The sequence below is a fragment of the Blautia sp. KLE_1732_HM_1032 genome (genome assembly GCF_025147905.1).
GTDB lineage: Bacteria > Bacillota > Clostridia > Lachnospirales > Lachnospiraceae > Blautia_A > Blautia_A fusiformis.
Genome location: NZ_CP102266.1, coordinates 441009 through 463014, shown reverse-complemented (window position 1 = coordinate 463014; position 22006 = coordinate 441009). Strand labels below are relative to the sequence as shown.

The following is a 22006-nucleotide window of genomic DNA, read 5'->3' as shown; positions in this document are numbered from 1 at the left end:
GTCCTATCTTTTGTCTACAATAAAAATAAAATTAACATACATACTTTTCCTTCATATGTTCAAGGATTTCACCGGATACTGCTTCAGAAATCGATCAATCCATTTCTGATTGCTTCTCTGTAACATCCGAAGTCTGGATAAAAGCTGTAGACAACTGCAGCTCTATGTTACTAAAGTCCTATCCATCAATACAGGAGTTATAGAATGCCGTGAAGATACCGTCAAATTCCATTTCAATAATATGTAGGCTGTCCATTGTGTGCTCCAGATAAGTCAGTGTTCCTCTATCCAAATCTATACTCGGCTTTCCTAGTGAGTTTGCTATTACATCTGGATTTGTAATTCCAAACATCTCCTTTATATCCGGCATAAGATAATCCACGATATCCGGCAGCCTTTTCTCATACGCCTGTGCCAGTTCAACTGCATGCTTCTCATAATCGGAATGTATACTGTCACAGACAAATTCAATCCCGTTTATTTCCATCTTATAGTAATCATTATTCTCATCATAGACAAACGCTGTACCCTTACTTTTTTTATTTTTTTCCAAAATCCCCATGATATATCTACACTTTCCCGGTTCTTCCGCCATACACAGTCTAAAAAACTGTAACTTAATGCTTACGTTTGTAAAAAATAACTCCTGCCAAAATCAATAAAATAATTCCAACTACAATCATAAAAATAAAATTATCACCATTTAACTTCCCTGCTATGAAAATAGAAGTCGGGCCATCCGCACCACCAATAACAGAAACGGCTGTGTTTTCTTTCTGCTTCAGTACAATGCCAATGACTGCCAATACAATTCCTAAAATTCCGGCTATGATTCCCAATCGCTTTTTCATTGCTACCACCTCAAATCATTTTTATCTGCTCAATCAAATGTAAATTGTTATGCAAGTATTTCTATGCAAATGAAGCATAGATAACCCATATTTCTGCAAACATTACCAATAAAAGTACACCATCTATCATCCAATTAAACTGAATGTCCGTTAAGAAAGTTTTTGAATGTGTCAGGCAATATTTTACTTTTTCTCGTCCAGTCAAAAAAGTGATAAGCACTTGTAATATAGGAAATAAAAATATTTGTATTTTTCTTCCATAATCATCCGCAATCCCATTTGCAAAATGTACTGGAATAATACTCGGTAAGAAAAATATACTTACAAGAGCAAGCAAAAATCCTATTATACAAATTATCCATGTGAATTTTCTAGTATTGATAAATTTCATAACAATCCTTCTTTCTGCTAAATTCAAGTTTTTCCAATACATAACACGTACTTACATTATACTCCTCACCAATGCAAACCTCAATTTATTCTCCATCCTTTTTCCCGTTATTAAGCTTCGGGCAGTAAAATGCCTTTACTTCCACCCCATCTTCCTCCGACTCAATTTCCACATAATAATCCCGGATAAAGTATCCCGCATTATGCTCCTGAATGGCGTACAGCTCCAATGTCTGAAAATCCACCAGTACCAGATCACGGGGCTTGGGTTTTTGCGTTTCCTCACAGAATACCTCCATGCTTTCCACCAGCTTATCCAGGCATTCCTGACACAGATGGTTCTGTACTTTTTTCACATCGAAGATACTATCTTCCCCGTAATCCACCGATACTTCGGAAATCCCGTAATCCGACATCTGCTCCGTATGGAAAAAGCAGCCGCCTTCTCCTGTCCCGGTATAACCCATATGCCCGTTTCCCTGCGGGCCGGTAAGATTCCCGTCCTCATCATGATTCCGGATATGCATATCCATCACATACCAGTGATTGGTACAGATCACTCCCAGATCGTCAAACTTCCGGAAATAATCCATCATACTCCGTTCATCGCTTCCACACAGCCAGCACTGTTTTGGATCTTTCAGCTTGCTTTCTACTGATTCAGGCACCTTTCTTTCTACCGGGTGATATTCCTGCTCCTGTGTTTTTTCAAGATAACCTGTCAGATCCAGCCGGCTGATTCCCAGTCCGATCAGAATTCCTGACGCACATGCCAATAATCCCACATATCCCTTTTTCATATTATAGTCATCCTTTAAGAATTAGTTTTATAATGCTTTTAGGATTACTATATCAAATCTTGCAATCACTTTCATCATAAATCGCATATTTTTATGTGTTTTATTGCATATACAGCTTTCAAAAAAACTGCCTGCGGCAATTTCGCAGACAGCTTCTATTTCATCATCTCTTCAATTATCACATCCAGCATCCGAAGCACGCTTTCCTGCTTCTTCGGTGTGAGCCTTTCCAGCTTTCCTTCCACTACAGAAGTATGTTCCATTCTGGTAAGAGGAATCACTTCCTTCAGCACTTCATTCGGTTCCGCACCTAATACATTCAACAGCTTTACAAATGTTTCCATCGTAGGTGTTTTCACTTCCCGCTCAATCGCACCCAGATGGTTGGTACTGATATCCACCAGTTCAGCCAGTCTCTCCTGCGTAATTCCTGCCTCTTCCCTGTACCTGCGGATTGCCTTTCCCATTCCTTTCACACGCACACCTCCTCCTTCCAGTATTCACTAACGCTTAAAGCATTAGTCATGTAAATCCAGTATAATTGGTTGCAAATCACGCTTACAGTATCCATAAGGATTGCATTTATAACGCTTTTAGCGTTGGTCACATTTTTGGCACTCCATCGTCTGTAACTGGCACAGTCCTGCGATTGTAGCGGTAATTTACCCATGTTAAAATTGATATTGTCAAAATTATATGCAGAACGAAACGCAGCACTGCCGTATGGGAAGCCTCTCCTGCGGCAAATAAGCTGCGTTTTTTCTGTAAGATAGGAGGATCTTTACAATTTCATACTTTGATTTAGGACGCAGCCTGCATTGACCGGGCTGCGTCCTTTCTTGAGGCAGGAAAACCATAAGCAAAGGCAGGGGAGGTAATTCTCCTGCCGCTCTTATAAAAAGGAGGTACTTTTACGTGAAACACAAACTGAAAAACGCTCCGCCGGACACAAAACGGCATGTCAATTATGGCAGATGCCTGTATGCTGCATTTCTGGCTGTCACAGTCCTCTGCGGATACACACAGCCGGTTTTTGCCGCTACCATCTGGACCAAAGCCAATGAGATCATGAAGGATGTCTATAACCAGATTATCCTCATTTCCACCATTGCTGCAGTCGTAACGGCATCGGTTGCCCTTCTGATGATGAATTTTTCCAAAAGCGGAAAAACCGTGGACGAATCACGTGCATGGCTCAAGCGTATCGTCATTACCTGGGCGATCTTAAACGGGCTTGGCTTTATCATGGCTTACATCACCCCGTTCTTTGCAGGCGGAAAATGGAACGGATAGACGAAAGGAGATGCCACTATGGGAATACTTGACGGAATCGTGGAATGGATTGCCGAACAGGTCATGAACATTCTGGATCTGATCACCACTTCAGTCCTCGGTGCTCTGGGCTGTTCCATGGATACGTTTCTTCGCTACTTTCCTGCTGCCGAGACCATGTATCAGGTCTTTCTGGCACTGGGCATCGGGCTGATCCTCTTAAACTGGGTATGGCAGCTCTTTAAAAATTACTTTATGGGAGCCGGTATCGAAGCGGAAGATCCCATTAAGCTGTCCATCCGTTCCTTCCTCTTTATCTTTCTCACCTTCTATGCGAAAGATATTGTGGATCTGCTCCTGAAGATTTCAGGAACACCGTACAACTGGATTCTGACGGAAGACCTGCCGCCTTTAAAATTTGCGGATTTTAACTCCGTAGTCACAGTCATCCTGGGAGTCTGTGCAAATGGGGCGGTAGCCATCATTGCACTGATTCTGGTACTGATTCTGGCGTGGAACTACATCAAACTGCTCTTTGAAGCGGCAGAACGCTATATTCTTCTGGGGGTACTGGTCTACACAGCCCCGGCAGCTTTTTCCATGGGTGCCAGCCAGTCAACCGGAAATATCTTCAAAAGCTGGTGCCGGATGCTTGGCGGCCAGTTCTTTTTGCTTCTGATGAATGCGTGGTGCCTGCGGCTGTTTACTTCTATGGTCGGCACCTTCCTTGCCAATCCGTTATCCCTATAAGAAAGGAGGACCAAAATGAAACTTAGAAAGAAACTCATACCATTCCTGGTACTAACTGCCTGTCTGGTACTGTTTTGCTCCATGCCGGTCTTTGCAGCGGAGCTTACGGAAGCAGACGTGGAAGCGGCAGTTGCCAGTCAGGGAAAGGAAGCGGTAACCGGAAATGTCTTCGTCTGGTTCCTGTGTGCCATTGCCTTTTTAAAGGTATCCCAGAAAATTGATTCTTTTCTGGCATCGCTTGGCATCAATGTCGGCAATACCGGAGGAAACATGATGGCTGAACTTCTGATTGCAGGACGGAGCCTGACCGGTTCCATGCGTTCCCATGGTGGTGGCGGCTACCACAAAGCCTCTTCTCCCGGAAGTGCGGCTGTCGCAGGAAGCTTCCTATCCGGCGGGCTTGCCGGGGCAGTGGGAAGACAGGTACAAAGAGAAGCGGTCAATTCCGCAACCGGTTATACCGAACACAGCAGTATCGGAAACATGCTCTACCAGTCATCCCTGAACAAAGGCGGAGACTTTGCCAATCAGGTCATCAGCAACATTGCACAGGGAAATTACGGTCAGGTAGGTTCCATCAAGGGAGCAGACGCACAGAAAGCCTTTACTTCCTATATGGGCATCAATCCGGGCGGCGGTTCTTCCTATGATAATGTAGAAATCGGTGGCGGAAGGATCACCGGTACCGAAACCGGAAGCTCCGGAAACCGGGATTTTGCCCTGTACCATGCCGACCAGTATGCAGCTCCTACTCAGGGCTCCTACTCTACGGTACAGTCCGTGGATGGTTCCACCTGGTACAAGCAGTATGCACAGGATACGGTCGAAAAAACACCATATACTTCCGGCAGCGGCAAAGTAGCCTACAATGAATCCATTGTCCAGAAACTGCCGCCAGCCCCACAGCGAAAGGAGCGTATGTAACATGCCAAAAACAGCCTTGATGGGCAGTCCTCTTGCTGTCATCGGTACAGTATTCCGGCACAGGCGCACCCTTGCGAAAACTGGAGCAGCCGTCGGCGGTGTACTGATGCTTCCCATTCTGTTCCTTGTCATGCTTCCGGGACTCGTCTTCGGAGACCTCTCTGAAAATACCGGAGCACTGACCAGCAACACGGTAATCAGTGAAAATATCCGGGCTTCCAATCAGGCAATCGTGGAGGTGCTTCAGGAAAGCCATGATGCACTGCTTGCTAAGATCAATGCGGAAATTGCCAGACTCCCGGAAGGAGATACTGCCTCTATCAGCGATCCTTACGCTTCCAGTATCATCGTAAATGCGAACCAGCTCATCGCACAGTTTTGTGCCAGCCAGGATGACTATAAAAATATAAATATCAGCAAACTCAAAAGCCTGATCCGGGAAAACGAGGACGGGCTTTTTTCTTATGACGTTACTTCAGAAACGGCCACGGTGGAAGTTCCGGCGGAAGAGGAAAATGCACCACCCAGAAAGGTTACTTTTACCCGCCATACCTACACGGTCAGCTATGCCGGAGATGCCTACTTTGCAGATCACGTCTTTCATCTGACCGATAAGCAGAAAAAAACGGCAGACAGTTATGTGGAAAACCTGACCATGTTCTTTGGCGGCTCCGCTTCCGGTCTTGCCATGGCGGTAGGTGTCAGCGATGAGGTGCTGGCTTACCGGGCTACCATCCAGCAGGTCGCACAGAAATACGGCATGGAAGCTTATGTGGAACTCCTCATGGCAGTCATGATGCAGGAAAGCGGCGGGCGTGGAAGCGATCCCATGCAGGCGGCAGAAGGCGGCTTTAATAAGAAATACCCCCATGTCCCCAACGGCATCACCGATCCTGCTTATTCCATCGAATGTGGGATTCAGGAATTAAAGTATGCACTGGATAAAGCAGGATGTACCGGACCTACCGACCTGGACCGCATCAAGCTGGCGCTTCAGGGTTACAATTACGGCTCCGGCTATATCGACTGGGCAATGGAACGTGACGGCGGTTATACCAAAGAAAACGCCATTGCTTATTCGGATATGATGTGTGCCCGTCCGAACTGGCATTATGACCGGTATGGGGACAAGGAATATGTGGAGCATGTTCTCCGGTATTATCAGATTACCAATACCGGCGGAAGCTATCCGGCAAACGGAATGCAGATTCCGCACTATCTCCAGACCGATTACGGGAACATTCCTTATGGCGGCGGCTCCATCGCATCTTCCGGCTGCGGGCCTACCAGCTTTGCCATGATCGCCAGCTACCTGACCGGGAATACCATTACCCCTCCGGATGCGGTGGCATGGTGCGGGAATTCCTATTACAAGCCGGGAGTTGGAACCTACTGGAGCTACTTTCAGGCTGCAGCCAGTCATTTCGGCTGTGGCAGCGTCACACAGACCAGCAATGCCAATACGGTACTTCAGGCACTCTCCGAAGGCTGTCCGGTCATCTCCTCTCAGCGGGCAGGACTTTTCACCAGCGGCGGACACTTCATCGTACTCCGAGGTGTTACGGCAAACGGCAAGGTACTGGTCAATGATCCCAATGACAGTGACGCAAAGAACTATATTAACCGTGAATTTGATATGATGTCGGAAATCCATGCTACGGCAAATGCCTACTGGATCTTCGACAAAAAATAAAGGAGCCATTATGAACAGAACAAAAGTGATTCTTTCCATTTTTCTGATGCTGTTTCTGCTGCTTGCCGGACTGGTTCTCCCCAGTTTCTGGAAAAGCCAGAAAAAAGAAGCTTCCGGAAACAAAGGCAGGGAACCGGCAAAGGAAACAACAGAAACAAATTCTGATACCCCCATGCCGGAATATCTGGATTTTGATGCTTTAAAAGCATTTTTCTCCGACAGCCAGATTGCTTCTCTCAAAGGGCAGTTTCCTGTCTACCTAAAAGAGTATGTCAAAAAAGAACAGACAAGCATCACCTTCCTGCCGGAAAAAACCAGCTACCCTACCGAAACAACCGTCTGCCTGATGTTTTCACTTTCCGATCAGGATACGCTTCCGGTTACCTATCACACCCCGACGGGTGTGTTTTTATTTGGAGAAGACGGGGTACAGGTCTCTGCAGATACGACTGTTTACGAAAAGCAAACCGATGATTCCCTGCCGTCCCTGACTTCGCAGGACATTGAACACCTGCAGGAAGGCGGGTATCCGGATACTTCTGACAGCCCGGAAGCTCCGGACACAGAATCCGGCAGTGCCTCTGTGCCTTCCGAAGATGCGAAAGATACGAAAAAGGAGGTGCAGCCATGACACAGCCAGAAGAAACACCGGTTTCCTTTATCCCTTCCAACTTCATTGAGAAAGGCAAGATCCTAAACGGAACTTTTGACATCCGCAATGCCATAGAAAGCATTGTTCTTTCCCTGGCAATCGGTATCCCTGTTTTCCACCTGCCGCTGTCCCTGACTGCCCGCATCATCATTCTCTGCATGACCGCACTTCCAGCGGCAATGGTAGCCCTGATTGGAATCGGCGGGGAGAGCATCACTGCCTTTTTGATGAATGCCCTGCGTTTTGTAGTGAACCGCAGGGTAATCTGGAGGTCCGACAGTCTTCCGGAAGGAAAGCCACGCAGGAAACCACGTTTCAAAGAGCCAAAGACAAAGGAACACCGGAAAGCAGAAAAAATGGCAGAGCCTTCCAAAGTAATGGCATCGGCTCCCCCACAGTCTGAACCGGACGCACCAGCTCCGCCAAAAAGTAAAAAAAAAGAACACCGGCAGTTTGATACCTCCACCAAGCGGGGCATCAAAAAACAGGCAAAGGAAGATATCCGTTATCTGAAGTGGGAGCAGAAAGAAGCCAGCCGACAGAAAAAAGAGGCGGCGAAACAGATAAAAATACAGAAAAAAACGGAAGCCCGGAGACGAAAGGAGGAAGAAAAACGGGCAGTTTCCGAAAAGCGGGCTGCAAAAAAAGAGCAGAAAAAAAAGGTGGTTTCCAAGGAGGACACCTCATCTGCCACGTCAAAACCCGTTTCCCGGAAAAAGCGAAAGAAAGACCAGACCTTGGAGGATTATCTTCCGGTGGAAAAAATCGCAAACGGAATCGTCTATACCACAGACGGACGGTACGTGAAGATCCTGGAGATTGAACCAATCAACTTTCTGCTTCGAAGTGCCAGGGAACAGCAGGGCATTATCTACAGCTTTATCAGTTACTTAAAGATCAGCCCTGTCAAACTCCAGATCAAGATGATCTCCAAAAAAGCAGACATCAATAAGCATCTGGAGCAGTCCCAGCTGGAGCTGGAGCGGGAAACCGATCCCCACTGTCAGGAACTGCAGCGTGACTACATCCAGTTTGTCCAGAACTTAAGTTCCAGAGAAGCAGTATCCAGACGGTTCTTTCTGATCTTTGAATATGAACCATTCAACGCAAACCGAAAGGAAGAGGAACGGGAAATCCTTGCTGCTCTTGAGACAGCCTCCCAGACCGCCAAAACCTTTCTATACCAGTGCGGGAATGAAGTGGTCTCCCATGACAATGAGGATGAATTTACTACGGATGTTCTCTACACCCTTTTAAACCGTACCCTTTGTACGGAGGTTCCGCTTTCGAACCGGATCAGCACTGTACTGTCCGCCTATACAAAGGAAAATCGCATGGAGGAACTGGATCACATCCGGATCAACGAGTTTCTCGCACCGGAAAGTGTGGATTTCAAGCACTCCCATTATGTGCAGATCAATGGGCTTTACCATTCCTACCTGCTTGTGCCGTCTGACGGCTACAAAAACCGGGTAACTCCCGGATGGCTGTCACTCCTTGTCAATGCCGGGGAAGGGATTGATATTGATTTCTTTCTCCAGAAACAGCCAAAGGACAAGATTCAGCAGCGTCTCGGTCAGCAGATCCGTATCAACCGTTCCAAATTAAAGGATGCGTCCGATACCAACACTGATTATGACGATCTGGATTCTGCCATCCGCTCCGGATATTTTCTGAAGCAGGGACTTGCCAACAACGAAGATTTCTATTACATGAATCTTCTCATCACCATTACTGCTTCCACGTTGGAAGAACTGCAGTGGCGGATTCAGGAAATGAAAAAGCTCCTGATCTCGCAGGATATGAACTTACACTCCTGCTACTTTTTACAGGAGCAGGGATTTTTATCCTCTCTGCCGCTGGCAAATCTGGACAAGAAGCTTTTTAAGCTGTCCAAGCGGAACGTACTGACTTCCGGGGCGGCAAGCTGCTATCCCTTCGTCAGCTACAGTATCTGCGATGATAACGGAATCCTCTTTGGGGTAAACAAGCATAACAATTCCCTGGTCATTGCGGATATCTTTGATTCCAGGCAGTACAAGAACAGCAACATCTGTATCTTAGGCTGTTCGGGAGCAGGAAAGACCTTCACCATGCAGACCATGGCACTAAGGATGCGAAGAAAAGGCATCCAGGTGTTCATCATCGCTCCGCTAAAGGGACACGAATTTTACCGGGCTGCAAGGAATGTCGGCGGAGAATTTATCCAGATCTCTCCTGCCAGTAAGAACTGTATCAACATCATGGAAATCCGGAAGGTAGACAATTCTGTAAATGAACTGCTGGACGGACCGACACTGGATGCCTCCGCACTGGCAGGCAAGATCCAAAGGCTTCACATCTTCTTCAGTCTGCTGATCCCGGATATGTCCCATGAGGAGAAGCAGCTTCTGGATGAAGCCCTAATCAAAACCTATGCCAGAAAAGGGATTACACATAAAAATGAATCCCTGACAGATCCGCAGCATCCGGAGCAGTACAAAAAGATGCCCATTCTGGAGGATGTCTACAATGTCCTGCTGGAAAGCGAGGATACCAAACGTCTGGCTCATATCCTGAACCGCCTGGTTCACGGTTCTGCTTCTTCCTTTAACCAGCAGACCAATGTGGACCTGACCAATAAATATACGGTACTGGATATCTCCGAACTGACCGGTTCCAGCGATCTTTTAACGGTCGGCATGTTCGTTGCCCTGGATTATGTCTGGGATAAAGCGAAGGAAAACCGTACCGAAGAGAAAGCCATCTTTGTCGATGAGGTCTGGCAGCTCATCGGTGCATCCAGCAACCGGCTTGCAGCGGAATTCGTACTGGAGATTGCCAAGATCATCCGTGCTTACTCCGGAGCCGGCATCTTTGCCACACAGGATTTAAACGACTTCTTTGCTCTGGATGACGGGAAGTACGGCAAGGGTATCATCAATAACTGCAAGACCAAGATTATCCTGAACATGGAGGATGAAGAGGCACAGCGGGTGAAGACTATCCTGCATCTATCGGAAACAGAAGTAATGAACATCACCCATTTCCAGCGGGGCAACGGTCTGATCTCAACCAACAACAATAACATCACTGTGGAATTTAAGGCTTCCAATCTGGAAAAGGAGCTGATTACCACAGATCGGCAGGAGCTTCTGGAAATCCTTGCGAAACAGAAGAAACAGGCTGTGTAACTTTTGGCAGCACTGACGCTGCCCTTTTCATTTGAACTTCAAGAAGGAGGAGACTTATGTTACAGACATACAAATCCTATACCAGACGGACGCTGGCTATGCTGCTGGCAGTCCTTGTCGCAGTCGGCGCATTGTTTTCCGGCAGTTTTCCGGTTCATGCAGCCGACGGCACCATCAGCTATAAGGCAGGTGCCAATATCCCTTACGGCAGCTATTTTACCTCCCGCATGAGCTTTGACGGGAGCAATACTGCCTACTGCGTGGAACCACTGAAGAAAACACCTTCCTCTGGTTCCTATTCCTATGACCTTTTAAGCCAGAACTCCCCGCTCAGAAAAGCGCTCTACTACTTAAACGGCGGTTACGGCTACGATAAAGTCGTCAAGGATAAATATTTCAGTGGCTGGAGTGATGATAACAGCTATGTCATCGGACATCTGGTTGTCGCTTACATCTATGCCGGTAATTCCGCTGACACCGGAGCTTTCCATGGCGCCCCGCAGTCCTATATTGATAAAGCACTGGAAGTAGCCAGTGCCATTCAGGGACTTCCGAACCCGCCGGAAGGCTTCCGGGCATTCATCGTTCCGGGACAGGGCAGCCAGACCATTGCCGGAAGCTGGTATCAGGTTCCAAACGGCTGGATCGAACTGAAAAAATCTTCTGCCAACGGAAGCGTATCGGACGGGAATCCGAATTACAGCTTAAAGGGTGCTGTGTATGGGATCTATCAGGGTGAGAAGCTCATCCAGAAACTGACCACTGATGAAAACGGGTATGCCAGATCCGGCGAACTGGAGGAAGGCGATTATACCATAAAAGAGCTCTCTGCTTCCAAAGGCTACATTGTAGACACCAAAGCTCACAAAGTCACCGTAAAAGCAGAACAGACTTCTGCTGCAAACGTAACAGATATTCCGCAGAATAATCCCATGAATCTGGTGCTTGAAAAGCTGGATGCCGAAACAAAGAAAGCCTCCCCACAGGGAGCAGCTTCCCTTGCAAACGCAGAATTTACAGTCAAGTTCTATACCGAGCAGTCTGACAGTGATCCTGCGGAAGCTGGAAAGAAACCGGCACGTACCTGGGTATTAAAAACAGATGTTTCCGGAAAGATGCATTTTACCAAAGATTCCTTTGTAAGCGGCGATGCCTTTTACTATACCAGTGATGGCAAGACCGTCTGTCTTCCGCTCGGTACCATAACGGTACAGGAAAGCAAAGCCCCTGCCGGATACCAGCTCAATCCAACTGTCTTCGTACAGAAAATTACAGGTGACGGTAAGCAGGAAATGGTTTCGGTATACCAGTCTTCTACCATAGAAGAATCTGTCATCCGTGGCGGAGTGAAGATCCAGAAACGTGACAGCGAGACCGGAGAAGCAAAACCGCAGGGTTCTGCCACTTTGGAAGGTACTGTCTTTGCGATCACTACGTTAAATGAAAATCCGGTATTAGTAGACGGAACATCCTACACGAAAGATCAGGTTGTCCTTACACTTACTGCCGATAAATCCGGTTCTGCTGCAACTGCAAAAGATGCTCTCCCATTCGGACATTACCGTGTGGATGAAACAACTGCACCTTCCGGTTATCTGAACAGCGGAAAGATCTCTGTAGAATTTGACATCACAGAACAGGGAAAAATCGTGGAACTGACTGCAAAAGACAATTCCATCTCCAATCAGGTCATCCGCGGGGATCTGGAATTTGTCAAGATTGCTGACGGCAGCCAGAACCGTCTGGCAAATGTGCCATTTAAGATCACTTCCAAAACAACAGGCGAAAGCCATGTGATTGTGACAGATGCCAACGGTTATGCCAGCACTTCCTCCAAATGGAACAAACATACCGCAAATACCAACCGGGGTGAGTCTTCGGAAGACGGCATCTGGTTCGGCACCTCCAAACCGGATGATTCCAAAGGCGCTCTCATTTACGATACTTACACTCTGGCGGAACAGCGTTGTGATTCCAACAAAGGCATGGATCTTTTAACCTTTGAAGTCAAGGTTTATAAGGATTCTGTTCTGATACAGGTTGGAACTCTGACCGATGATGCCATTGAGATCGGCACGACTGCTCTGGATGCCGAGACCGGTACACACATGAGCCAGCCGGCAAAAGAAGTGACCATTGAAGACGTTGTGGAATACGAAGGACTGAAAAAGGGCCAGAAATACAAACTGACTGGAACCTTAATGGATAAAAAAACCGGGGAACCAATCCTTGTGGATGAAAAACCGGTGATTTCTGAAACTGAATTTACTGCAAAGAAATCCTCCGGCTCCGTCAAAGTAACCTTTACCTTTGATGCAACTTCCTTAAAGGGAAAAACAACCGTTGTCTTCGAGGAATTATATCAGGATGAGATGCAGCTTGCAGTCCATACCGACATCAACGATGAAGACCAGACCATCTATTTCCCGGAAATCAAGACTACTGCGAAAGATGCGGACACGAACTCCAATATTTCCTGTGCAAAGGAAGAAATCACGCTGGTGGATACGGTTTCCTTTAAGGGGCTGGTTCCTAACCAGAAATATGAAGTGACTGGAACTCTGATAGATAAAGAAACAAAGAAACCAGTCGAAGCAGACGGAAAACCGGTGACAGCAAAAGCATCCTTCAAGCCAAAAGAATCCGCTGGTACGGTAGATGTTACCTTTACCTTTGATGCCAGCTCCTTAAAAGGGAAAACAGTAGTTGTCTTTGAATCCCTGGCTTACAAAGACAAGGAAGTTGCCGTACACACAGACATTGCGGATGAAGGACAGACTATTTACTTCCCGGAAATCAAAACCACTGCAACAGATGCTGCTTCCGGCACACACTATGCAAAACCGGAAAAAGAACTGACGCTTACAGACCTTGTGGAATACAAAAACCTGATCCCAGGCAAAGAGTACAAGCTGACAGGAACACTCATGGATGCGGAAACCGAAAAACCTTTCGATGTGGATGGCAAAGCTGTGACTGCAGAAACAAGTTTCACTCCGGAAGAAGCTAACGGCAGCGTAGAGCTTTCCTTTACCTTTGATGCCTCTGCACTTTCCGGAAAAACGCTCGTGGCATTTGAAACAATGACTTTTGAAGATCACGAAGTAGCGGTACATGCGGACATCAAAGATGCCAACCAGACCATCTACTTCCCGGAAATCAAAACCACAGCCAAAGACGGCAGTGACGGGGATCAGGATGTCTCTGCTTCCAAGGAAGCGACTATCGTAGATACGGTCACTTATCATGGTCTGATGCCTGGATCTGAGTACAAAGTCATCGGAACCCTGATGAATAAGGAAACCGGAGAGGCTTTGTTAAAAGACGGAAAACCAGTTACCGCTCAGGCAGAATTTAAAGCAGAAAAAGCTGGCGGCTCTGTGGAAGTTACCTTTACCTTCGACGCTTCTGCTCTTGCCGGACAGGATGTGGTTGTCTTTGAAAAGCTCTACTATACAGACGGAAAAACCGAGCATGAGATTGCTTCCCATGAGGATCTGAAGGATGAAGGTCAGACCGTACACATGACGGAGCTTCCGAAAGAACCGGAGACGCCTCCGGTAGCTCCGCCTGTAAAGACCGGCGATGAGACGCCGCTTCTCCTGTATGCCGGAATCGCCATAGCTGCACTTGCAGGTGCAAGTGTCCTGGGCATCGTTTACTTCAAACGCAAAAAGAAACATCAGTAACTCATAACGAAGACTCCTGCAGGCAGCTCCCACATGGAACTGCCTGCTTCTTTAGTAGGTGATGAATATGAAACACCCCCACTGCAAGACAGATGCCAAGCACATCCGTCATTTTCTGAACCTCTGTGAAGGGAACTGGCACTCCTGTATCTACGTCTGGTGCCGCACTTGTAACGCACAGGAAAGCTGTGAGAACTCTGGCTTTTTATTCCATCCGGATGAAACGGGAAGCCCCTGCATCCTCCCTCTTTCAGATGCAGCGCTTTTGTTTCCCCGGATACCGGAGCCAACCGAATGTACCGGAAGCATGAGCATTGCTGCTTTTACAGAGCTTTATCTGCCCTATCTGGCCGCTCAGAAGCTGCCTTTAAAGCCATGTCCCATTCCGGCACTGCTCCGGCTTCAGGAGAACCAGCAATATGACTGGTAACAAAAAGTTGCACTTTCAGGCTCTTATACGTACAGGATATGTAAAGAAAGGAGGCACTGCCTATGTTAAACGTAATTTCAATCATCCAATGTATCGATCAGGTCTTTACGAACCTGATATTTATTCCCATGATTTTTGTCCTGTATGTGAAATTCCGTCCGAAAAAGCCATGGACCAGAAGGCGCAGGAACACTTACCTGCTCTGTCTGGTACTGATCAGCTTATTCCTGCTACGGATTTTCTGTGAGAAGTTCATCTTTACACCGGTTAATTATCCACGTTTCACAGACAGCGGCTTATTCCCGCTCATCCGAGCAATTTTCTATCCCGGCATCTGAAAAATGGGGATTCGTGCCATTTAGTCCGAATCTGGGATCAGTATCCGCTTGCGTCCTATGGGAATTCATCACCTGCTTACTTACAATATAAGTATACAGTACGTACTGGTTATTCACGTACACGTTACGTATCGTGTATGTACAAGCGAGGTGAAAACAGATGAAGAAACCAAAAATCATCCGCTGCCCTTACTGCGGCGGAACAGCAATATTAAGAGATGCATCCTTTGTATATGGAACGCATTCTCATGGCGGACAGGTTTATGTCTGCTCCCACTATCCATCCTGCAATTCCTATGTCGGGGTACATCCGGGAACCAAGATACCAAAAGGAACGCTCGCCAACCGGGAGCTTCGTCAAAAGCGGATTCAGGCACATCGAATTTTCGATCAGATCTGGCAACAGGGCATCCTTTCCAAACCGGAAGCATATCGCTGGGTGGCAGATAAGTTCTGTCTGACAGATAAGCAGGCTCACATCGGACAGTTCAGCAACTATATGTGCGACCAGCTCATTCGGGAATCCGCAGATGTTTTAAAGAACAACCATATTCCCTTCCGCCTCCGGGCAGCCAGCTGAAAGGCGGTGATTGATGATGACCTTACCACTAAATAAAAAGCAAAAACAACTGGTGGAAAAATCCATGGATCTGGTTCCGATCATGATTCGTTCCATGACCCGCACCGCTGCCTATGTAACTGAGGAAGAACAACAGGAATTATGTCAGATTGGATATCTGGCTTTGTGCCGGTCGGCTGTCGGATTTGAGGAAGGAAGATCATTCCAGCCTTATGCCAAAACTATCATCCGTCATGCCATCTTTGACTACTGGCGGAAAATTGCCCGTGACCGCTCCATGCTCTGTTCTCTGGACGAAGCATCATCTGAAGATGAACATCTCCATTATCGTGATTTGTTTTCCTACGAGGATACACAAACAACTCACCCGGAAAAGGACACAAACCAGACCTTGCTTCTTGAGCATTTAACCCAGCTTGGCACCGGACAGTCCTCAACTATTCAGAAGGGAATTGTAGCCCTCTATCTGCAACAGCAGGGATATACCAGCTTTGACTTGGCAAAACACTACCAAGTACCAGCCAATCGTGTACGGGCATGGCAGAGCAAAGCACGGAAACTATTACAGCAGGATGATGCACTCTATGCACTTCTGACTTAACCTTGAAGGAGGGAACTTTTATGCTGACACTTTATACTGCTGTCGGAACCTTAAAATTTCAAAAAACGACAGGCGGAAAATCCATTCCTCTTGTAATCAACGATGGACAAGAATATGGACTATCGGATGACGAGCTGCTGCTCTGGAGCTGTCTTGCCTTCCAGATTCTGACGCTCCATGAACTCCAGGATGCCTATACCCTGCGCCAGATACAGAAAGAAGGTCCGAAAGGCTTATCCTTCCAACACTATCTGAACCGACTTTCCTTACGCGGTCTGGTTGTAAGCGGAATTGGACTGACAGGGGTGGATGCCTTATATCGCCTTCTCGGCAGTCTGACCATTATTCCCTTGAAGGATACCTTTCCCATCCGGCTCTTTGGCTGCGTTCAGCTTTATCTGGAAGGAACTATTGGTGCAAAAGAGTTTGGCAGATATTTAAAGAAGAAACCCTCTTCACCGATGGAAGATACCATTCTGAAGCTGGCTGATAAGGTATCCCTCACGACCGCTGAGCTTGTCACAAGTATGGAGCAGGAAAAAGTAATCCACAACGAATCGGATATTATGGATGAGTTATACACAGAACCGGAGACAACTTACCAAACACTTGTGGATGATGTCCAGATTCACCATACCCAGTATCCAGTGCTGCAGGCTATTGCTAATTTGTACCTGAATAAACAAATCACATTTCATACATGTTAAAGGAAGGAACCTTATGCCAAAACCATTTTTCACAAAGCTGGTTGCCATCAGTGCAATCGGCTTTTTCTGTGTACTTTTTGGGTGCATCTTCGGGATCGCCACCCATGACCGGCTCTTTATCCTCATGAGCCTCCTCATCGGAATCTGCAGCATCTTGCGTGCACTCAGTTTCTACCACCTGATCCATACACATGCTTATCTGTCACTGGACGTAAGCTGCACGAAACGGGAACAGACACTCTTCGGGAAAAACCAGCAATATTGGTTTGCCAGTGATAACGGAAAGGAATACGCCTTCTCACTGGAAAAGAATATCAAACTCCTAGAGGGACATCGGTATCGGCTGTACTTCCGGAAACCACAGCAGGGAACAGGGCAATCGATGCCATGTGCCGGAGATATTCTCGGATATGAAGAACTCACCGATCAACTGCCGGAACTTCCGGATACATCCGTTTAGATAGAAAATGAGCCGCCCGTACTGTGGTATGCTACCCTCATATAGGACAATGAAATATAAAAGTCCTATATGGGGGTATTTTCATGTTCAGAAAGAGTAAGATAGAACCAGTAGAAAAAGTAAAAATAGTCGAACGCTACCTTGCAGGAGAAATTGGCATACAGCAAGCAGGAAAAGAATTGGGAGTTGACCGTCATAGTATTCGAAATTGGATTTCTATTTATCAGTATGATGGACCAACTGGATTACTCAATCAACCGAAAAACAAATCTTATTCAAAAGATTTAAAAATATCTGCTATAAATGATTATCTTAACGGAGAAGGATCTCTTCAGGATATTTGCACAAAATACGGAATTCGTTCACACAGACAGCTTTCCGATTGGATTAAGGTGTATAATTCTGGTGGAATATTAAAAACATCCACTGGAGGTGCTTACATGAAAAAGGCAAAGAACACTACACTTGATGAGAGATTAAAAATAGTAACAGATTGTCTTGCAAATGATAAGAATTATGGTGCAATGGCACTCAAATATGATTGTTCCTATCAACAAGTTCGCAATTGGGTAATACGATACGAAAAGATGGGTCAAGCGGGTCTGGAAGACAGACGTGGACGTCGTATAGCTTCTCTTCCAAGCAGAACACCTGAAGAAGAGCTACGTGACAAGATAGCTGAACTGGAAAGAAGAAATCTAGACTTACAAATGGAGAATGATCTGTTAAAAAAGTCAGAGAACTGGAAAGGAGGGGTCGCTATCTTTAATCCATCGGTTAGCCGAATATGAAGCCATCCAAAAACTATCGTCTACTAAGCATTATCCCATAGATAGACTTTGTAAATATCTTAATGTTACACGTTCTGCGTATTACCGCTGGGGAAAATATCCGAAAAGTAATAATGAACTTCGAAACGAAAGACTATCCACTGAAATCCAAAGGATTCATCACCAGCATCCAGATATGGGATACCGAAGGATTCGTGATGAATTAGATGGACATAAAGGAATTCATGTGAATGATAAACGAGTACTTCGTATTTGTAGGAAATACGATATAAAATCAAATATTAAATGGAAACCTAAGAGTTGTACCAGAGGAGACAGAAATCCTGATCACATAGCAAAAAACTATTTACACCGTGAATTTCACGCCGAAAAACCGAATGAAAAGTGGCTTACAGATGTTTCTGAATTTAAATACTACAACGGAATAGAAGTTCATAAAGTTTATCTGAGTGCTATTTTAGATTTATATGATAGAAGGATTGTTTCCTTTAAAATCAGCGATCATAATGATAATCCATTAGTTATGGACACGTTTGATGAGGCTGTTCGTCAGGAGCCAGATGCACACCCATTAGTTCATTCTGATCGAGGCTTTCAATATACAAGCGCACAGTTTTATACTAGATTAAAAAAACATCATATGAAGCAGAGTATGTCTAGAGTTGCCCACTGTATTGACAATGGACCAATGGAAGGGTTTTGGGGAATTCTAAAACGAGAAATGTATTATAAACAGCGTTTTAATGACAGAAGCTCTTTGATTACTGCGATAGCTAATTACATAGATTACTACAACAACCAACGACTTCAAAGGAAACTGCATGTAATGACACCAATGAAATATCATGAGCAATATACAAAAGCAGCATAAAATATCGCCAGCCATAGCATGGCTGACGATACAAAAATTTATTATTTTTTATTGTCCTCTTGACGGGGAGCATACCACTGCATCACCCCTACAGTTCTGGCGGCTCATTTTATTATAAATAACCTCTCTTATTTCTATCAAACAATAGTGTTTGTATCCGCTTCAATGCCATGAGCATTTGCTCCGGGAATGTCTTAGTTAAACTTGAAAGAATTAGATTTTCATTCTCATTACACAAATATTATTAGATAACCAATTCAGAAATATCAATGCTCGTTTTATAGTTTTGTTTTACTCCGCCAGGAGAAGTAATAAAAATCGTAGCATATTCCCCATTTTCATAAAGGGTAATTTCTTTTATATCTTTTTCTTCATCTTGGTTCGTAGTATCGCAATAAAATTTTATGGTATATTTAGGGTTCATACCTATGCTTTTTTCTGTCTCTTTCCATGATTTTATATTTAAAGCAGAAATAACCTTGTCTATATTATGCTTATCATCATACTTTACCAGCAATTCCTTATTTGCGGCATCATATATCTCTATAACTTTTACACCTTTTACATAATTGTCCATTCTCTGCCTTTTTCCGCCCCGCCAGATACCTGTGCCGGTATTTCAGCTCTGCATACTCTGTGATCCGTTTCATGTAGACTGCATCATAAGCTCCGCCTACAGCACCAACCACCGGAATTCCCTGTAAGAACTTCATATACAGAAGCTCTTTTGACAAAGCTCCCGCCGTTTGTTCGATCTGCTCCTTATCCTGATACTCTTCCGGCAGTATTCCGTTTCTGATAAATTCATTTACTTTCCCGTCAATCTCACAAAGTGTATCCCCATAGGATACTGCTCCCCGGATCAATAATAAGATAAAATATTTTTCTTCCCTGCTTTCATAGCTGTATCCATACTGCAGAGCAGTCTCATAAATATTCTTTAAAATCATCCCTGTAAATACCGGAATATCCGGCAGACCGATTCCCAATACGCCCATCCCGATTCCAGACACACCGGATAGCAGTAAATTCTTTGTTCCCGTATCTCTTGCCTTTTTAGAAAAAGAGCGGAGGGATTTGGAATTCTGCTTTACATCCGCCATATACTGCCGCACCTGATAATCCTGCTCCAGTTTTGTCCGCTGATACGTCTTTTCAATAACCCCGGTTCCTTTCTCGAAAATCAGAGCAAATGCCTTCGCAAAAGCGGTATCCAATGTTTTCTGAAGTTTCGGCGGTATCTTTTCCTCCAGTTTCTGATTCAGAATGCTCTCCCTTTTCTCTGAACGCTTCTGAAGGAATCTCTGCTCCTGTACTTCCAGCTTTTCCCACTCCTTCTGAAGCGGTGTCCTTTTATCAAATAATCGCATCTTAATACACCTCCGCACCAAACGGCATCAATGCCAGTTTCGCCAGTTTAAACTGCTGTAAACCAAACGGGATTCCGATAATCGTCACACATAAAGCTGTACCCAACGCCAGATGCTCCAGTGCAAGAGGCAGACCGGATACAATCAGCCAGATGATATTCAAAAGGAACGAACCAGCTCCGCCACCATACTGCACCTCTTTTCCAAAGGGGAAAAAACTAAGCGCCGCAAATTTAAAACACTGCATCCCCACCGGAATCCCCACAACGGTAATACACCAGAGACAACCTGCCAGACACCAGCTCAGCCCACTGACTGCGCCGCCAAACACAAACCACAACACATTTCCCAGGCATCCCATATGCTACACCTCCCCATTCATCCGATTTTTCACATCAGCAAGTATCTTTTCTATCCGGTTGATGGCATCATCCACCTGTTCTCTTGCATCTGCAATCTTGCTCTGCACCATATAATCTGCCACCAGCCCGTCCAGAAAGAAATCCGCAAAGGAAAGGAAGCTGCCGATTTCCATGCGCAGATCCAAGGAAACCTGCACATCTCTTAATTCTCTCTGAAAACGCTGAATATCGCTTTTCGCCTGTTCCATCAACGCAGCTGCGTCATTCATTTTAGAATGCTTCACAAAGTCACTGATAAAGCCTCCTCCAAGCATATCAAAAATGCCCCAGTTTCTCGCACTTCCCAACTTATCCCTTGCTGCGTAAAGGCTCTGAAGCGCCCGCTCCCCTGCCTGTACTGCTTCCTGCATTTCCCGTTTCATCATTTCGTTACTCATCGTTTATCCTCTCTTTCTTTTTAGCAGACTATTGCGGCAGATTTTCTATATTTCATAATAAAAAAAGACTCCTATCATGACCTCTGCCACAATAAAAGTCTTGCTATCTCATTTGCTACGGGTATCTCTCGATACCGGTTGTCGGTTACAAAACCACCTCTTTCAAGGCGTTCAGCTACTCCCTTTTTTGCTTGAGATGAATATAACATATTGGAAATAATTTGTCAAATCATGCATTTTTCTTTTCCAACCGTTCCGCTTCTCTGGCAAATACATGCGAGATATCAAACAGTTCCGGTACATCTGATATGGTACACACATTCACACAATAATTGAGCCATGGAAATTCTTTTGTCATCTGATAAATAACTGCCATGGCTTTTGCTTCTGACATTGCTTCCACCGAATGATATCCCGATCCCTGAATATGCTCAAATCCGTTTGCTTCAAAAAAGTCCCTTACATCCGCATATGCATTATGCCAGTCACCTTTCGGATAATATTCCTTTAGTGCTTGTGTATTCAGGTCAAAATTGATGCCTTTCCTCTGTAAGCTGTCCATCTGTTAGTTCCTTATAAAGTCTGTAATCAGGTTCTCCTTTTCTGTTCCGTTATACCAGAAACACTCTAACAAATTCTCTGCAATTCCTACGGAGTTTTTCAACTGAAAGATTGCTGCCCAGAATCTTCCATAGTCCTGCTTGCGTCCCCGGTCAAGATAAATCCTGCTTCCAAGGGCTTTGACTGCACAGCTTAAATCCTCCTGCTCAAAAATCTGATCTGCCTGTTCACACATCTGATTTACCGTTTCCGGAGCGAGCTTGCTTGTATCAAATTTAAGTTCTACTTTATACATTATACTCAT

At 45.5% G+C, this 22006-nt stretch carries 26 protein-coding genes; 15 read left to right on the top strand and 11 right to left on the bottom strand.

Annotation, left to right across the window (positions count from 1 at the left end):
* Window positions 1-178 precede the first annotated feature (178 nt).
* From NQ489_RS02340 to NQ489_RS02320, 5 genes are all read right to left on the bottom strand, one after another.
* Entirely contained in the window at window positions 179-562 is a 384-nt protein-coding gene (locus tag NQ489_RS02340) for a hypothetical protein (protein WP_226850873.1), read from the bottom strand.
* A 55-nt stretch (window positions 563-617) separates the two neighbouring features.
* Window positions 618-851, bottom strand: a complete 234-nt coding sequence (locus tag NQ489_RS02335; protein WP_005333531.1) for an LPXTG cell wall anchor domain-containing protein — start codon at window positions 849-851, stop codon at window positions 618-620.
* 61 nt (window positions 852-912) lie between these two features.
* Window positions 913-1242, bottom strand: coding sequence for a DUF1648 domain-containing protein (locus NQ489_RS02330; RefSeq protein WP_022415592.1), 330 nt, complete (start codon window positions 1240-1242; stop codon window positions 913-915).
* Between the two features lie 85 nt (window positions 1243-1327).
* Window positions 1328-2041, bottom strand: a complete 714-nt coding sequence (locus NQ489_RS02325) for a hypothetical protein (RefSeq protein WP_005333529.1) — start codon at window positions 2039-2041, stop codon at window positions 1328-1330.
* 155 nt (window positions 2042-2196) lie between these two features.
* Window positions 2197-2508, bottom strand: a complete 312-nt coding sequence (locus tag NQ489_RS02320; protein ID WP_179960461.1) for a helix-turn-helix domain-containing protein — start codon at window positions 2506-2508, stop codon at window positions 2197-2199.
* 448 nt (window positions 2509-2956) lie between these two features.
* On the opposite strand from NQ489_RS02320, the gene NQ489_RS02315 reads away from it, so the two are divergent.
* The 15 genes from NQ489_RS02315 (at window position 2957) to NQ489_RS02245 (ending at window position 18972) form a co-directional block, all read left to right on the top strand.
* Window positions 2957-3334 carry a hypothetical protein gene (locus NQ489_RS02315; protein WP_005333524.1) on the top strand — a complete coding sequence of 126 codons (378 nt, stop codon included), beginning with the start codon at window positions 2957-2959 and terminating at the stop codon, window positions 3332-3334.
* An 18-nt stretch (window positions 3335-3352) separates the two neighbouring features.
* Window positions 3353-4063, top strand: a complete 711-nt coding sequence (locus tag NQ489_RS02310; RefSeq protein WP_005333522.1) for a hypothetical protein — start codon at window positions 3353-3355, stop codon at window positions 4061-4063.
* Window positions 4064-4078: 15 nt separating this feature from the next.
* Window positions 4079-4987: a hypothetical protein gene (locus NQ489_RS02305; RefSeq protein ID WP_005333520.1), complete on the top strand. Its 909-nt coding sequence runs from the start codon at window positions 4079-4081 to the stop codon at window positions 4985-4987.
* A gap of 1 nt (window position 4988) precedes the next feature.
* On the top strand, window positions 4989-6680 hold the full coding sequence (locus NQ489_RS02300) for a lysozyme family protein (protein WP_005333517.1): 1692 nt from the start codon (window positions 4989-4991) through the stop codon (window positions 6678-6680).
* Between the two features lie 10 nt (window positions 6681-6690).
* On the top strand, window positions 6691-7311 hold the full coding sequence (locus NQ489_RS02295; protein WP_023921583.1) for a DUF5038 domain-containing protein: 621 nt from the start codon (window positions 6691-6693) through the stop codon (window positions 7309-7311).
* Complete coding sequence (locus tag NQ489_RS02290; RefSeq protein ID WP_021651850.1) at window positions 7308-10505, top strand: TraG/VirB4 family ATPase; 3198 nt, start codon at window positions 7308-7310, stop codon at window positions 10503-10505. Before NQ489_RS02295 ends, NQ489_RS02290 begins: the two co-directional genes overlap by 4 nt.
* Window positions 10506-10561: 56 nt before the next feature.
* On the top strand, window positions 10562-14194 hold the full coding sequence (locus NQ489_RS02285) for a VaFE repeat-containing surface-anchored protein (RefSeq protein ID WP_023921579.1): 3633 nt from the start codon (window positions 10562-10564) through the stop codon (window positions 14192-14194).
* 67 nt (window positions 14195-14261) lie between these two features.
* Entirely contained in the window at window positions 14262-14624 is a 363-nt protein-coding gene (locus NQ489_RS02280) for a hypothetical protein (protein ID WP_040015509.1), read from the top strand.
* Window positions 14614-14871 carry a hypothetical protein gene (locus NQ489_RS02275; RefSeq protein ID WP_005333506.1) on the top strand — a complete coding sequence of 86 codons (258 nt, stop codon included), beginning with the start codon at window positions 14614-14616 and terminating at the stop codon, window positions 14869-14871. The genes NQ489_RS02280 and NQ489_RS02275 overlap by 11 nt, the downstream gene beginning before the upstream one ends.
* Before the next feature lie 251 nt (window positions 14872-15122).
* Window positions 15123-15542: a DUF3268 family zinc-finger domain-containing protein gene (locus tag NQ489_RS02270; RefSeq protein WP_005333505.1), complete on the top strand. Its 420-nt coding sequence runs from the start codon at window positions 15123-15125 to the stop codon at window positions 15540-15542.
* Between the two features lie 13 nt (window positions 15543-15555).
* A complete protein-coding gene (locus NQ489_RS02265) occupies window positions 15556-16143 on the top strand; it encodes a sigma-70 family RNA polymerase sigma factor (RefSeq protein ID WP_005333504.1) in 588 nt (195 codons plus the stop codon).
* A 20-nt stretch (window positions 16144-16163) separates the two neighbouring features.
* On the top strand, window positions 16164-16850 hold the full coding sequence (locus tag NQ489_RS02260) for a hypothetical protein (RefSeq protein WP_005333502.1): 687 nt from the start codon (window positions 16164-16166) through the stop codon (window positions 16848-16850).
* Between the two features lie 13 nt (window positions 16851-16863).
* Window positions 16864-17310, top strand: a complete 447-nt coding sequence (locus tag NQ489_RS02255; RefSeq protein ID WP_005333500.1) for a hypothetical protein — start codon at window positions 16864-16866, stop codon at window positions 17308-17310.
* A gap of 83 nt (window positions 17311-17393) precedes the next feature.
* Window positions 17394-18101: a helix-turn-helix domain-containing protein gene (locus NQ489_RS02250; protein ID WP_259852636.1), complete on the top strand. Its 708-nt coding sequence runs from the start codon at window positions 17394-17396 to the stop codon at window positions 18099-18101.
* Entirely contained in the window at window positions 18079-18972 is an 894-nt protein-coding gene (locus NQ489_RS02245) for an IS3 family transposase (protein WP_226851847.1), read from the top strand. The genes NQ489_RS02250 and NQ489_RS02245 overlap by 23 nt, the downstream gene beginning before the upstream one ends.
* Before the next feature lie 244 nt (window positions 18973-19216).
* Here the strand turns inward: NQ489_RS02245 and NQ489_RS02240 are convergent, their stop codons facing one another.
* From NQ489_RS02240 to NQ489_RS02215, 6 genes are all read right to left on the bottom strand, one after another.
* Window positions 19217-19549: a DUF5301 domain-containing protein gene (locus NQ489_RS02240; RefSeq protein ID WP_005333498.1), complete on the bottom strand. Its 333-nt coding sequence runs from the start codon at window positions 19547-19549 to the stop codon at window positions 19217-19219.
* Window positions 19506-20342, bottom strand: coding sequence for an EcsC family protein (locus tag NQ489_RS02235; RefSeq protein WP_005333496.1), 837 nt, complete (start codon window positions 20340-20342; stop codon window positions 19506-19508). Before NQ489_RS02235 ends, NQ489_RS02240 begins: the two co-directional genes overlap by 44 nt.
* Before the next feature lies 1 nt (window position 20343).
* On the bottom strand, window positions 20344-20703 hold the full coding sequence (locus NQ489_RS02230; RefSeq protein WP_005333494.1) for a YccF domain-containing protein: 360 nt from the start codon (window positions 20701-20703) through the stop codon (window positions 20344-20346).
* 3 nt (window positions 20704-20706) lie between these two features.
* Window positions 20707-21141 (bottom strand): hypothetical protein, encoded by a 435-nt coding sequence (locus NQ489_RS02225; protein ID WP_005333491.1) that lies wholly within the window; start codon window positions 21139-21141, stop codon window positions 20707-20709.
* A 229-nt stretch (window positions 21142-21370) separates the two neighbouring features.
* The gene (locus NQ489_RS02220) at window positions 21371-21703 is read right to left on the bottom strand and encodes a hypothetical protein (protein WP_005333489.1); all 333 of its coding nucleotides are present in this window, start codon (window positions 21701-21703) and stop codon (window positions 21371-21373) included.
* Window positions 21704-21706: 3 nt separating this feature from the next.
* Window positions 21707-21997, bottom strand: a complete 291-nt coding sequence (locus tag NQ489_RS02215) for a hypothetical protein (protein WP_022415108.1) — start codon at window positions 21995-21997, stop codon at window positions 21707-21709.
* Window positions 21998-22006 lie beyond the last annotated feature (9 nt).